The sequence below is a fragment of the [Zimmermannella] bifida NBRC 103089 genome (assembly GCF_001570925.1).
Taxonomy (GTDB): Bacteria; Actinomycetota; Actinomycetes; order Actinomycetales; family Microbacteriaceae; genus Gulosibacter; species Gulosibacter bifidus.
In genome coordinates this window covers 21,348-35,482 of the sequence record NZ_BCSP01000013.1, presented here as the reverse complement: position 1 = coordinate 35,482, position 14,135 = coordinate 21,348, and the positions used below count along the sequence as shown (strand labels likewise).

The following is a 14,135-nucleotide window of genomic DNA, read 5'->3' as shown; positions in this document are numbered from 1 at the left end:
CCCCGCCCCTGCCCGCGCGCCCCGCCCCTGCCCGCGCGCCCCGCTCCTGCCCGCGCGCCGCGGCTGCTCCTCCGCGTTGGGGCCGACTTTGCACGGATGCTGAGCCATTTACTGTGCAGTGTCGGCCTGAACGTGAGCGTGTGGGTTGATTTGTGGCCGGCTTTGGTGGCAAGGATGCGGTCGAGTCACGTCACAGGGCGCGCCGGTTGCGTCCGCGCTACGCAAGCGCCACGGCCACGCCACGCCCGCGTTACGCACGCGCCGCGCCGGTAGCGTTGCCGGTAACCACGAAGCCACCGGAAACGACCAGCGGGGCCGAACCGAAGTTCGACCCCGCTGCATGCAATCACCCAGTGGCGATTGCGGGTGGATGCGTTACGAAAGCGCTTTAGCGGTCTTCGTGTGCGGTTCGAAGCGAACCGTAATGTTCTTGAAGCCCGGAGTGTTCGAGACGCGGGCAACGTTGTCACGGTGCACGAGTCCGTTGGCCTCGGGGAAGTACGCAGCGCAGCAGCCCTTGGCCGTTGGGTAGGCGACCAGGCGGAACTTGTTGGCACGGCGCTCTTCACCGTTGAACACACTGACCACGTCAACGAGGTCGCGGTCACGGAAACCGAGCTCGGCCAGGTCGTCCGGGTGTACCAGCACGACGCGACGGCCATCCTTAATGCCGCGGTAACGGTCGTCGAGGCCGTAGAACGTGGTGTTGTACTGGTCGTGGCTACGCATGGTCTGCATGATCAGGTAGCCTTCTGGCGCCTCGAGGTACTCGAGCGGGCTCACCGTGAACTGCGCGCGCTTCGACGGCGTCGCGAACGAACGCGAGTCGCGTGGCGGGCTGGGCAGCTGGAAGCCGTTCCGCTGGCGAACACGCTCGTTGAAGCGCTCGAAGCCGGGCAGCGTGCGCGAGATGCGGTCGCGGATAACGTCGTAGTCCTCGGCCATTTCGCGCCAGTTAATGACGTGGTCACTTCCGAGGGTGGCCTCAGCCATGCGGCAAACGATGACGGGCTCTGCGAGCAGGTGCTCCGAAACCGGCTTGAGGCGGCCCTGGGTGGAGTGCACCATCGACATCGAGTCCTCAACCGAGAGGAACTGTTCGCCGCCGGGGTGCTTATCGTCAACGTCGGTACGGCCGAGCGTCGGCAGAATCAGCGAGGTCTTGCCGTGCACAACGTGCGAACGGTTCGGCTTGGTCGAGATGTGGACCGTCAGGCCGGCCTTCTGCATGCCGGCTTCCAGACGCTCGGTCTCGGAGTTTGCGAGCGCGAAGTTACCACCCATGCTCACGAAGACGTCGACCTCGTCGTTCTCGAACGCTTCGATGCACTCGGTCGAGTCGTGACCGTGCTCGCGAGGCGAGGTGATGCCGAATTCCTTGTCGATTGCATCCAGCAGCCACGGAGCTGGCTTCTCCCAGATACCCATCGTGCGGTCACCCTGAACGTTCGAGTGGCCACGAACCGGGCAGGCACCGGCGCCGGGCTTACCGAAGTTGCCCTGCATGAGCAGGATGTTGACGAATTCCTTGAGGGTGTCAACCGAGTGGGGCTGCTGCGTAACACCGAGTGCCCAGCAGATGATGGTGGCGTCCGAGTCGGCGAGCATGCGGGCGACCTTGGCGATTTCGTCGCGGCTGAGGCCGGTGGCGCGCTCGGTCTCTTCCCAGTCGATTCCGGCCCGAGCTTCGCGGTAGGCCTCGAAGCCCTCGGTGCGCGACTCAATGAATTCCTGGTCGAGGATGGTGCCGGGTGCGGCTTCTTCCATCTTCAGCAGCAAGTGACCGAAGGCCTGGAACAGTGCCAGGTCGCCACCGACCTTGATCTGCAGGTATTCGTCCGAGATCTTTGCGGCCTTGCCGAGCATGCCGGCAGGGGTCTGCGGGTCCTTGAAGCCCATGAGGCCGGCTTCTGGCAGCGGGTTGACCGAAACGACCTTGCCGCCGTTCTTGCGGCATTCGGCGAGTGCCGAGAGCATGCGGGGGTGGTTGGTGCCCGGGTTCTGACCAACAACGAAGATCAGCTTGGCCTTGTGCAGGTCATCGAGGTGCACGGTGCCCTTGCCGATACCGATCGTTGGGTTCAGCGCGCTACCCGACGATTCGTGACACATGTTCGAGCAGTCCGGCAGGTTGTTGGTGCCGATCGAGCGGGCGAAGAGCTGGTAGAGGAACGCCGTCTCGTTCGCGGTGCGGCCCGAGGTGTAGAACACGCAGCGGTCGGCAGTGGTCGCGTTGATGCGTTCGCCGATGAGGTCGAATGCGTCCTGCCAAGCGATAGGCGTGTAGTGCGTCTCGCCTTCGCGAATGATCATCGGCTCGGTGATACGACCCTGCTGGCCCAGCCAGTATTCGGTCTTGGTCGAGAGGTCGGCGATCGAGTTCTGCGCCCAGAACTCGCGGTCGGCGCGACGAGTGGTGTTTTCTTCGGCGAAGGCCTTGGCGCCGTTCTCGCAGAACTCGGCCGGGCTACGGCGCCCCTGCGGTTCTGGCCAGGCGCAACCCGGGCAGTCAAAGCCGTCGTTCTGGTTGATGCGGAACATCGAGCGAACGGTGCGAGCGGGGCCTGCCTGCTCAACACCGCGTTTGAACGCGATGGCGACGGCTTCGAGGCCGGCGGCTGCCTTGCGCGGCTTTGAGACCTTGAGTTGGGACTCGTCGATATCGTTTACCGGCGACTTGCGCGTGGTGGTCATGCGTGCACTCCTTTGTCGAACGCGATCGCAGTGCCTGTGGTCGTTGCGGTCGCAGCTGCCTCAAGCTTCGCATCATTAGCGGGCGAAAGGCCAGCCGTTTCGGTGCGATCAGCGGTTTTCTGTGTGAATGTTGCGGTTTCGGTATCGGATGCGGTGGCACCCGAAGGGGGTTCTGTTGCGGGGGTGCGCAGCGCGTCGGTGTCGACGCGCCGTGCGTGGGTGTAGACGGTGATGCGGTCGCCGCGGCTAAAGCCGGCGAGCGTGATGCCGACTTCCTCGGCCAAATCAACGGCGAGCGATGACGGGGCGCTGACGGCCGACATGATCGGGATGCCGGCGAGATAGCTCTTCTGTACGAGTTCAAACGAAGCGCGTCCGGAAACCTGCAGCGTGCATCCTCGCAGTGGCAGCATGCCCTGCATGTAGGCCCAGCCGATCACCTTGTCGACGGCGTTGTGGCGACCCACGTCTTCGTGGGCGACGAGTAGTTTGCCGCTGGCGTCAAAGAGCGCGGCCGCGTGCAGCCCGCCAGTGGAGTCAAACAGGGCTTGTGCTTCGCGCAGTCGGTCGGGCAGCGCGAGCAGCTGTTCGGCGGGGATGCGGGTGTCGTCGTCGGCGACGTCGTATGGCGATTGGCGGCGCACCTCTTCGATCGAGGTGGTGCCGCAGACACCGCAGGCACTGGTGGTGACGACGCGTCGGGTGCCGATGGATTCTTTGGTGACGCCGAGCACATTGGCGTCGATGACGTTGTAGGTGTTCGGGTCATCGCCCGAGCAGTACCGCATGTTCACCAGGTCGGTCGGGCGGCGCAGCATGCCTTCCGAAACGAGGTTGCCAGCAACGAGCGCAAAGTCTTCGCCCGGGGTACGCATCGTGACGGCCAATTGGGTGCCGTTGACGCGGATTTCGAGCGGTTCTTCACCGGCGAGCGTTTCGCGTCGGTAACGCACGCCGTCGGGGCGGATAACCACCGCTCGGGTACGTGATGTCACTCGCGCCATTGCTGCTCCTTACGGCCAGGGATTGCGGCCACAATTGCTCTAGTTTACCCCGCTGATCAGGGTTGTTCATCCCCATATAAATGAATCGCAATCACTTGACGGGTGCAGCAGACGCGCATCCGACAACGGTGGCGAATCCGCGATGATCGCCGCATTTCGGCAATCAATTGCGAACTCGCCACCGTGTCGATAGCGGGGCAGCCGCGGGGGTTAGGCGAGCAATTGGTGCTCGGCCAAACGGCGGTAGAGCGGTACCGACTCGATGAGCTCGGCGTGCGTGCCCGTACCGATCACGCGACCGTGCTCCATCACGACGATCTGGTCCGCATCCACCACCGTCGCCAAACGGTGCGCGATCATCAGCACCGAGCGGCCGGATGCGACCCGGTCAAGTGCCGTACGCATCAGTGCTTCGTTCTCGCCGTCGAGCGCCGACGTCGATTCATCGAGCAACAGAATCGGCGGTGCCGCCAGCAACGTGCGGGCGATCGCCAAGCGCTGCTGCTCACCACCCGAGAGCCGAATACCCGACTCGCCGACCTGCGCATCCAACCCCGCGGGGGAGCGGTCGACGATATTGCCGAGATTGACCTCGCGCAGCACTGCCACGCATTCGTCGTCGGATGCGGTCGGGTTGCCGAGCAGCAGATTGTCACGGACCGTGCCTGCGAGCGTCGGCGAATTCTGCTGCACATAGCCGAGCTGGGCGCGAAGGTCGCGCCGGTCGATGCTGGTGAGCGCAGCACCGCCCAACCGGATCTCGCCCGCGGTTGGGTCGTAGAACCGTTCGATGAGGGACAGCGTCGTGGATTTACCGGCGCCCGATGGGCCAACGAGCGCCACGCGCGATCCGCGCGGCACCGTGAACGACACATCGTCGAGCACCAGTGGCGATTCCACCGGCGCCGATTCCGCGGTGTCGAGCGCGAGCAGCTTGTCGGCATCCTTCGCGGCGGCACGACCCGATGCCGTGACGAACCGGTCGAAGCGAGCGGATGCATCCCGTTTCGCGAGTTCGGCGCGCACGACGGCCTCGGGGTAGCGGAACGAGACCCCGTCGAACTCAAGCGCGGCGGCTTCGGGTGCAGCCTCGGCGTTCGCAGGTCCGCGTAGCGTGACCGTGACCCGGTCGGCGGCGGTTTCATCGGGCAGCTGGTTGATCTCTTCGATGCGCCCGAGCGCACCGAGCGCCGAGAACACGGCCGAAATCGCGCCGAAGAACTGCGTGAGCGGCGCCACCATCAAGAACAGGAACATGATGAACGCGATGAGCGACGAGATCGCGAGGTCGCCGGCAGCGACGCGAACGCCGCCGATGCCAAAGACCGCAACGAGGGCGAGCTGCAGCGCCAAGAACGACATCGGCAGCATAAACGCCGAGACCTTGGCGATATCGAGCCCGCGGCGATAGGCGCCTTCGGCCTCGCGCATCACTGTGGCTTCTTCGTGCTCGACCGAACCGGTGGCGCGCAGCGTGCGCATGGCCGAGATGGCGCGTTCGGTTGCGGCGGTGAGGGCACCGACCTGAGCCTGCGCGGCAGCGGATGCGGCCATGACCTTGCGGCCGAGCAGCAGCACGATGAGCAGCGCAATGAGCACGCTGCCCGAGGTGACGGCAAAGAGCACAGGGTCGATGATCAGCATCGCAACGATGGCGCCCACGAACGTCAGGAGGCCGCCGATCGCTTCGATGAGCCCCTGGGTGAGGACTGCGCGCAGCAGCGTCGTATCGCTGCCAACGCGCGATACGAGATCGCCGGTTCGGCGGGCATCAAACTCTGAAATCGGCAGACGCAAGAGCTTGCGAATGAGGTTGCGGCGGGCGAGCAGCACGATGTGCTCGCCGGTGCGCTGCAGCAGAAAGTGCTGCACACCCGAAAGTGTCGCGCCAATGGCAACGACCGCGACGAGCATCCAGACGAGCTGCATATCAAAGGTGCCCTGCTCGACCTGCTTAACGAGCAAGCCCATCAGCAGTGGCTGGGCGAGATCGAAGGCCGCGCCCACAACCGAAATGCCGATGATGCTCAGCATCATCGGCTTGTCGGCGAACAGATAGGGCCACAGCTGGCCCAGTTTCGCGCGCGGAGTGTCCGAAGCTCCGCGCGATTTGCGGCGACCTACCAAAGGACCGCGATGCTGATGTTGGCGAGGGTCAGTGCACCAACGGTCCACATGACACCCGAGCTCACCGGCTGCTTCTTACGGTTGGCCAGCAGCAGCGCCATGATGACAATCAGCACCAGCAACTTGACGCCGATCTTGATGCGACCTTCCATCGTGGCGGCGTCCATGGCCTCGTGCAGGCCGAACATCATGACGCCCGAAGCCGCCATCAGCCAGCCCGAGTGCACCATGCCCGCGGGGATTTCCGCGGCGCCCTTGACGACGTCCTTAATTTGCAGGAATACACCGCCGAACAGGCCAGCGAGACCAACCAAGTGCAGAATGAGCAGAATCTTCAACGCGATTTCCATACGGCCAGCTTAGCCCGGCGCGTTCGTCCTGCTCACGTGTCCGGTCGCGTGCACGCTGCCAACCCGAGCCGGGTCACTGGTCGTGACCGGATGCATCCTGCTCGTCAACGTGCAACAGGTGGCCCATGCGTTCGGCCTTAGTGCGCAGATAGTCACGATTGACGCTGTTCACGCCGACTTCGAGCGGTACCCGCTCAGCGACGGTGATGCCGTGGTCGATAAGTGCCTGGGCCTTGAGCGGATTGTTCGTCAGCAATCGCACCGATTCAATCCCGAGATCACGCAGCATGGCGACGGCTCCGTCGTACTCGCGGGCGTCAGCGGGCAACCCCAGCTGCAGGTTCGCATCCAGCGTGTCAAAGCCATCTTCTTGCAGGCGGTACGCGCGGAGTTTATTGACGAGCCCGATGCCGCGGCCTTCGTGACCGCGCAGATACAGCACCACGCCGCCCGAGACTGCCACCGCATCCATCGCCGCCTGCAACTGCGGGCCGCACTCGCATTTGAGCGAGCCCAGCGCTTCACCGGTCAAGCATTCGGAGTGCAGACGCACCAGCGGCGGCAGTGCGCCACGCAGATCACCGGCAATGAGCGCCAGGTGCTCGCTGCCGTGTTCGAGATCGGTGTACGCACGCACACGGAACGTGCCGTGCGCGGTCGGAATCGTCGTCTCGACTTCAAAGCGCACGGGCGACGGTTGGGCCGCTCGCGGTTCGTGCGCGTTGGGATTAGTTGACGGCCGCGTCACTTGCCAGTAACCACGTGCTGGATGCCGCGCGAACGGTATCCGATACCCCAAGCGGCAACGCGCCAGAGGGCTTCGATGATGATGTTGCCGGACATTTTCGAGTTGCCGTGGACGCGCTCAACGAAGGTGATTGGCACCTCAACTACTGGCAGACCGGCACGTTCGTACATCCACGCCATTTCGATTTGGAAGCAGTAGCCTGCCGCACCGATCCGGCTCAGGTCGAAGGTCTTGAGGGTGTCAGCGCGATAGCCGCGGAAACCGGCGGTGATGTCGCGGATGCCCGAGTTGAGCCAGATCCGGCAATAGAGTGCGGCCATGCGCGAGAGCAGCTGGCGCGAAAGCGGCCAGTTCTCGGTCGCGCCACCGGGCACCCAACGCGAGCCGAGCACCAGCTCGGCACCCGCATCCAACTGCGCAATCAGCTCTGGAATCTTTGCGGCCGGATGCGAGCCATCGGCGTCGAACTCCATCAGGTAGGTGTAGCCCTGTGCCTGACCCCACTCAAAGCCCTGCAGGTAGGCCGAAGCCAGACCCTGCTTGCCGGTGCGGTGCATGACGTGGATGCGGGGGTTGCGCGCCGCCATCGCGTCGGCAAGGTCACCGGTACCGTCAGGTGAACCGTCGTCCACGACCAACACGTGCACGCGCTTGGTGCTGTCGAGCGCCAGGTTGACGATGTGCTCGATGTTTTCGCGTTCGTTGTAGGTCGGGATCACGACGAGGACATCGTGCGGGTTGCCGTCCATTGCTGGCAGCGCGTGCTTGCCCTTGATTGAAGTGTTCAGGTTTTCCATAGTCCGTTACTGTCCCTTACGCACCGGGAAACCAATGCGTTCATAAACGAGGTCAAGCGTCTGCTGGGCGCGCTCGCGGGCACGATCGGCACCCTGCTGCAGCAAGCGTTCGAGCTCGCCGCGGTCGGCCAACAATTCGTTGGTACGCTCACGAATCGGGCCGAATGTACCTTCAACGACTTCCGCGAGAGCCTTCTTCAGATCACCGTATCCGGAACCGGCGAATTCTTCGACAACTGCGTCAATTTCGCGACCACTGAGGGATGCGTAAATCGCGAGCAGGTTCGAGACGCCGGGCTTCGCGTCGCGGTCGAAACGAATCTCGCCGTCGGCGTCGGTGACCGCACGCATGATGCGCTTCTTGGTGACCTTCGGGTCGTCGAGTACCGAAATCAGACCCGCATCCGTTGCAGCCGACTTCGACATCTTCGCGGTCGGCTCCTGCAAGTCGTAGATCTTCGCGGTGGCCTGCGGGATGAATCCCTCAGGCACCTGGAAGGTCTCGCCGAAGCGCGAGTTGAAGCGCTCGGCGAGGTTGCGGGTGAGTTCGATGTGCTGCTTCTGGTCGATGCCAACCGGCACCTTCTTGGCCTGGAAAAGCAGGATGTCGGCGGCCATGAGCACCGGGTAGGTGAACAGGCCAACCGTGGTCTTGTCGGCGCCGTAGCGCTGCGACTTGTCCTTGAACTGGGTCATGCGTCCCGCCTCACCGAAGCCGGTGAGCGTGCCGAGGATCCAGCCAAGCTGCGCGTGCTCGAGCACGTCCGACTGCACGTACAGCGTCGACTTCTCTGGGTCGATACCGGCGGCGATGTACTGAGCGGCCGTGGCGAGCGTGCGCTCGTGCAGCTGCTCGGGCGAGAACTGCGAGGTGATCGCGTGGTCGTTAACGACGCAGTAGATCGCGTCGTACTCCTCTTGCATCGCGATCCAGTTGGTCAGCGCGCCGACGTAATTGCCCAGGTGCAGCGAGTCAGCCGAGGGCTGCATCCCCGAAAACAGAACCGGCTTGGCCGGGGTGGACGTGGTCATTGCATGTTCCTCTCGAACGAAAACGGTGGATGCGCGGGGCTAGATCGCGTAGTCAGCGACGACGGGTGCGTGGTCGCTCCAACGCTGGTCATACGCAGCCGCGCGATCGACGACGTAGTTGCTGGCCAGGTCGGCCATGGCGGGAGTGGCGGCGTGGTAGTCGATGCGCCAACCGGTGTCGTTATCGAACGCCTTACCGCGCCACGACCACCAGGTGTACGGGCCATCGACGTCGCCAGCCTGGGCGCGACCCACGTCAACCCAGCCGAGTCCCGGGCCAACTGATTCGTCGACGCCGGTGATTTCGGCGTCGAGCTCGCCAAACATGCGGTTGAAGTAGCCGCGTTCGCGTGGCAAGAAGCCCGCGCGCTTGACGTTGCCCTTCCAGTTCTTAATGTCGCGCTCGTCGTGACCGACGTTGAAGTCGCCGAGTACCAGCGCGAGTTCGCGCGCCTGCGCGAGTTCCCGCATCCGCACCGCCATGGCATCGAGGAACTTCCATTTCTCTTCTTGCTTTGGGGTGTCGACTTCGCCCGAGTGCACGTAGCAGCTCACAACAGTGAACAGCTTGCCATTGCGCTCGAAGTCGGCCTCGAGCCAGCGGCCGGCCGAGTCAAAGTCATCGGCGCCAAAGACGGTGCGCTGGGCGATAATCGGCAGCTTCGATGCGATCGCAACACCGGCGCGGCCCTTGGCGCTGGCTTCGTCGAGCGCGACGTGCCAGTCATCCGACGAGATCAGCGCATCGAGCTGCTCGCGATTCGCGCGCACCTCTTGCAGTCCAAGAATGTCGATGCCTCGCGGTTCGAGCCAGGCGTCCATGCCTTTGCGGTACGCGGCACGAATGCCATTGACATTGACGGATGCGATACGGACAGCGGAATTCATGGGATCTAGCTTAATCGGGCGCAGATGGATGCACGCGGTTGCGTGGTTAGGCGACACGATCGGCGCGGATGCGGTGGGTCGCGGAGCCGTCACGTTGCGGGCGACGGTGCGCTACGGGTCGCGCTGCCAGCACGTTACGGCTTGCGGTCGACCGGGTCCACGCCCCGATCACGCTCGATCTCGACATCCTTGTGGTCGAGGTCGTTGTTCTCGGCGTGCGTCTGAATCGGGTCCATCCCCATTCGCTCGGTGAGTGCCTCGTGCTCGAGCTCTTGCTGCTCGGTGATGATGGCCTCGTAGCGGCGGCGGGCCTTGCGGCGGCGCCAGCGGGGGAGCGATTCGAGCTCTTCGCGGGCACGGATGCGGTCGGTCGCGAGGCGTTCGCGGCGGGCCTGCAGCTCGGTGACGCGCGTAATCGCCTCGGCCTCGTCGGCCGTCAGCAGGCGCGGGGCCAAGCCGGTGTCGTCCATCGTGACGGCCACCCACGATGCGGCGAGCAGCACGACCTGGCACATGAAGTTCATGAAAATGAGCACACCCAGCAGGGCGGCGAAGGTCACCAGCAGCGGGTTCGACGAAGCACCGCCCAGCAGCGCGGCACCCAGCAACTTGAGGACGCCGACCAGCACACCGCCAAGGAGTGCGCCCTGCCACAGCACGCGCACGGGGATGCGCACCGCCGAGAGCAAACGCAAGATCGCGGCAATGACGAGGGCGTCAAACGCGAGCATCACCACGAGTGTTGTGGCACGAATCAAGAACGCTGTGAACCCCGAGAGCTCGGCCTTGATGATGTCGTTAAAGATCCACTCGACGACACCGGAGCTTGCCGCGGTGAACGCCAGCGAGAGCAGCAAACCGACCACGAAGGCGAGCAGCAGGCCGAGGTCGGCAAGCTTGGTGACCACGAGGTTGCGGCTCGTGACCGCGGGCAAGTCGAACATGGCGCGGATGGCGAGGCGGGCGCCGTTCAAGAAGTTCAGCGCGGTCCAAAGCATCGACAGTAGGGCGATGCCTCCCGAGAGCGACAGTGCGCTCGCGCCGTCAATGTTCATGATGACTTCGGGCTTGATGACGCCAGTTTCGCCGACAAGCCCGGGAATGGCGCCGCCGAGGCCCTCGAGCAGCTCGCCCATGAGCTCCTTGTTGTTGGTGAGCACCAGCGCAGCGATTGTGAAGAATACCCACAGGCCTGCGAATCCCGAGAACAAGCCCATGTAGGCCATACCGCCGGCGAGCATGGACGCCCGACGGTCTGACCAGTGCTTCACCGTGCGCATCGGGCGGGTAGCCTGCAGCCACTTGAGGAACGCGCCAATCTTGTCACCGAGCGAAGCATCCTCATCGAGCTTCGGGAACGGTGGGAAAATCGTTGCTTCGGGCGTCGACAGTTTCTCGGGTTCGTTGGCGACCATTAGGCCAGGGTACGTGCCTAATCCGTACGCTTCGGTAAAGGATCCATAACCCTTTCGACGATGTGATGCGGCAAACAACTGCAGAGATCTGGCATCGGAACTTGGCGTTAGACGTCTGTCGATGGTGTCACCGGGATTGGCCGAAGTGCGTGCCTCGCTCAAGCACTCCGGGAGGGTGCAGACACCGAACGTGGTGCCGCGTAGATTACGACGACGAGTTGCGATGCGATTAACGTGCTCAAAATCGCGTGTATATTGCGCTGACAGCCTTATAGGCGCGATTTTGTGCAAGTTATGTGGATTCGATGCTGTGCGAAGAATTCCGGGCCCAATACTGAGCGCATAATTAATGCGTGAATACTCCGCAACGCGCCACTACCCGTCAGGTGCTGCTCATCGGCTCGCTGACCTTCGGTCTCTTTTTCGGAGCCGGAAACTTGATCTTCCCGGCCAGTCTCGGTCTGCAGTCCGGTACCGAAACCGGCATTACCGCGCTCGGCTTCTTGCTGACCGCGGTCGGCTTGCCGATCATCGGCGTCATCGCCTGCGCGCTCGCGGGTACCACGAGCTTGCACGAGCTCGCCAGTCGCGTCGGCCCGGTATTTGCGGTGGTCTTCACCACTGCGCTGTACCTCACCATTGGCCCGTTCTTCGCGGTGCCGCGTACCGCGACGGTCTCGTACGAAATGGGATTTGCGCAGCTGTTTCCCGAGGGCATTCGTGACTGGTCGCTGCTGATCTTCACGCTCGTGTTCTTTGGCGCGACCGCGATTGCGGCGCTGCGCCCGGGCAAACTCATGGACATTGTTGGCAAGTACCTCACGCCGATCTTCTTGGTGCTGCTCGCGACGGTGCTCGTCGCCGCGATGCTGTTCCCCATGGGTTCGGGCCCGCTGCCCGAACCGATCGCGCCATACGATGCGCACCCGGCGGTGCAAGGCCTGCTCGACGGATACAACACCATGGATGCATTGGCCTCGCTCGCGTTCTCGATCGTCGTGCTCGAGGCGGTTCGCCGGCTCGGCATCCGCGAGCCGCGGGCGGCAGCTGGCGCGGTTGCACGCGGTGGCATTGTGGCGGCCGTGCTGATGGGGACCATCTACGTGGCGCTGGCGTTCATGGGCGCCGGAGCGTCGAGCATCCTGCCCCGCGATACGAACGGTGCGGTGGTGCTGTCTGAGGTGGCGAACCACTATTACGGTCGGGTTGGTCTGATGCTCGCAGCGGCGATCATGCTGGTGGCGTGCCTGAAGACGGCGATCGGCCTGGTGACGGCCTGCTCCGAGATGTTCGCTGAGATGTTCCCGAAGTTCCTGTCGCAGCGTGCCTGGGTGCTGGTGTTCACGGCGATTTCGTGCGCGCTGGCGAATGTTGGCTTGGAAGCGATCATTTCGGCATCGGTGCCGGTGCTCGGGTTCCTCTATCCGCTGGCAATTGTACTGATTTTCTTGGCGCTCGCGAACCGGGTGACCAAGCCTCGGCCGATGGTGAACCGCCTGTCGATTGCCTTTACAACGGTGGCATCGCTCTTGGCGTTGGCGCCGCTGGTACCGCCGCTTACGGGAGCGGTCGAGTGGATGACCGAGTTCGTGCCGGGCTACGAGCTCGGCTTTGCCTGGGTACTGCCCGCGCTAATCGGCGCTGCCCTCGGCTTCTGCTGGCCGCGCCGCGAGCCGGAGGACGACGAGGCCGCCACTGGCTCAGCCGGCCCAACCGAAGCGTCCGCCGAGACTGCCGGAGCATCGGTCTAGTCGACTGCTTCGATGCCCGCAGTTTGGAGGCTGTTGCGTTGAAAGGAAGGAACAGTCTTGCACCAGTTGCGCGTGTTTCATGATTTCTGTGCCGAGACTCCGCTCTGGGGGTTGGGAGATGGGCCGGTGCCCTATGCTGCCCTCAATTTGTCGGAGGGCCTGTCTCGAGAACTGGACGCATGGACCCTGTTCTGGAATGAGAACTGCACGCCGGATGGTTGGCGGAGCACCGATGCGTATCGCGAGTACTGCGAAACCGGTAGGGATTTGATCCGGAAGTTGCGGTCGGAATTGCCGGGCTGGGTGGTATCAACCGACCCGGAGCTTTCGGAATAGGTCGCTTACTGTCTGGGACGAGTCGCTAACTGAGCAGTCGTGTCAACCCACTTGCGCTGATCAATAGCCCGGCAGGATTTGTTGCCTGTGGCGGCCTACGAAGCATATATGTGGATGATCCCGCTCCTAGGCAACAGATTTTGCCAGGGTATCCAACACCGGCCAGCGGAAACGCAATTGCCCGGAACCGAACGGTTCCGGGCAATTTGCGTAGGCGGGGTATTAGCGGCGGCCGCGCAGTACGGCCTGCTTCACCTCGGCGATGGCCTTGGTTACCTCAATGCCACGTGGGCAGGCTTCCGAGCAGTTGAAGGTGGTGCGGCAGCGCCACACGCCTTCCTTGTCGTTGAGGATGTCGAGGCGGGTCGATGCTTCTTCGTCGCGCGAGTCGAAGATGAAGCGGTGCGCGTTGACGATCGCTGCCGGGCCGAAGTACTGACCGTCGGTCCAGAACACTGGGCACGAAGTGGTGCAAGCTGCACAGAGGATGCACTTGGTCGTGTCGTCGAAGATCGCACGGTCGGCAATCGACTGGATGCGTTCCTTCTCTGGCTTGTCCGTTGCCTGCAGGAAGGGCTGAACTTCCTTGTAGGCCTCGAAGAACGGGTCCATGTCGACGATCAGGTCGCGCTCGAGGGGGAGACCCTTGATCGCTTCGACGTACACCGGCTTGGTGATGTCGAGGTCCTTGATCAGCGTCTTGCAGGCAAGGCGGTTGCGGCCGTTGATGCGCATGGCATCCGAACCACAAATACCGTGCGCGCACGAGCGACGGAACGCAAGGGTCGAGTCCTGTTCCCACTTGATCTGGTGCAGGGCGTCGAGGATGCGGTTGGTCGAGTACATGTCGACCGTGTACGACTGCCAGTACGGTTCCGAATCGGTTTCGGCGTTGTAGCGGCGGATTACGACCTCAACCTTGAAGGGCTTTTCGGCCTCGGGTGCGTCGTTCTGCACAGCGTTCGCTTCTGGTGCAGTTGCAGGTTCAGTCAT

12 protein-coding genes are annotated in these 14,135 nt (G+C 63.4%); 2 read left to right on the top strand and 10 right to left on the bottom strand.

The genetic code is table 11. The features are described from left to right. Positions 1-375: 375 nt before the first annotated feature. The 9 genes from ZBI01S_RS08360 to ZBI01S_RS08320 form a co-directional block, all read right to left on the bottom strand. Complete coding sequence (locus ZBI01S_RS08360) at positions 376-2,694, bottom strand: FdhF/YdeP family oxidoreductase (RefSeq protein WP_066059100.1); 2,319 nt, start codon at positions 2,692-2,694, stop codon at positions 376-378. Continuing rightward, positions 2,691-3,698 (bottom strand): formate dehydrogenase accessory sulfurtransferase FdhD, encoded by a 1,008-nt coding sequence (gene fdhD, locus ZBI01S_RS08355; protein ID WP_083524643.1) that lies wholly within the window; start codon positions 3,696-3,698, stop codon positions 2,691-2,693. Before fdhD ends, ZBI01S_RS08360 begins: the two co-directional genes overlap by 4 nt. 210 nt (positions 3,699-3,908) lie before the next feature. Then, positions 3,909-5,825: an ABC transporter ATP-binding protein gene (locus ZBI01S_RS08350; protein ID WP_066059097.1), complete on the bottom strand. Its 1,917-nt coding sequence runs from the start codon at positions 5,823-5,825 to the stop codon at positions 3,909-3,911. After that, positions 5,819-6,175 (bottom strand): hypothetical protein, encoded by a 357-nt coding sequence (locus ZBI01S_RS08345; RefSeq protein WP_066059094.1) that lies wholly within the window; start codon positions 6,173-6,175, stop codon positions 5,819-5,821. Before ZBI01S_RS08345 ends, ZBI01S_RS08350 begins: the two co-directional genes overlap by 7 nt. A 73-nt stretch (positions 6,176-6,248) precedes the next feature. After that, the gene (gene ribA, locus ZBI01S_RS08340) at positions 6,249-6,863 is read right to left on the bottom strand and encodes a GTP cyclohydrolase II (protein WP_066059091.1); all 615 of its coding nucleotides are present in this window, start codon (positions 6,861-6,863) and stop codon (positions 6,249-6,251) included. 56 nt (positions 6,864-6,919) lie between these two features. Then, positions 6,920-7,720, bottom strand: coding sequence for a polyprenol monophosphomannose synthase (locus ZBI01S_RS08335; protein WP_306301616.1), 801 nt, complete (start codon positions 7,718-7,720; stop codon positions 6,920-6,922). 6 nt (positions 7,721-7,726) lie between these two features. Further along, positions 7,727-8,752 (bottom strand): tryptophan--tRNA ligase, encoded by a 1,026-nt coding sequence (gene trpS, locus ZBI01S_RS08330; RefSeq protein ID WP_066059088.1) that lies wholly within the window; start codon positions 8,750-8,752, stop codon positions 7,727-7,729. A 39-nt stretch (positions 8,753-8,791) separates the two neighbouring features. Further along, the gene (locus ZBI01S_RS08325) at positions 8,792-9,640 is read right to left on the bottom strand and encodes an exodeoxyribonuclease III (RefSeq protein WP_066059086.1); all 849 of its coding nucleotides are present in this window, start codon (positions 9,638-9,640) and stop codon (positions 8,792-8,794) included. Between the two features lie 134 nt (positions 9,641-9,774). Beyond that, a complete protein-coding gene (locus ZBI01S_RS08320) occupies positions 9,775-11,055 on the bottom strand; it encodes a YihY/virulence factor BrkB family protein (RefSeq protein WP_066059083.1) in 1,281 nt (426 codons plus the stop codon). Positions 11,056-11,408: 353 nt separating this feature from the next. Between ZBI01S_RS08320 and brnQ the strand changes: the two genes are divergently transcribed. Then, positions 11,409-12,806: a branched-chain amino acid transport system II carrier protein gene (brnQ, locus tag ZBI01S_RS08315; RefSeq protein WP_083524641.1), complete on the top strand. Its 1,398-nt coding sequence runs from the start codon at positions 11,409-11,411 to the stop codon at positions 12,804-12,806. A gap of 57 nt (positions 12,807-12,863) precedes the next feature. Then, positions 12,864-13,142: an immunity protein CdiI family protein gene (locus ZBI01S_RS08310; protein WP_066059080.1), complete on the top strand. Its 279-nt coding sequence runs from the start codon at positions 12,864-12,866 to the stop codon at positions 13,140-13,142. Between the two features lie 222 nt (positions 13,143-13,364). On the opposite strand, the gene ZBI01S_RS08305 is transcribed toward ZBI01S_RS08310, so the two are convergent. Beyond that, positions 13,365-14,135, bottom strand: coding sequence for a succinate dehydrogenase iron-sulfur subunit (locus ZBI01S_RS08305; protein ID WP_245610587.1), 771 nt, complete (start codon positions 14,133-14,135; stop codon positions 13,365-13,367).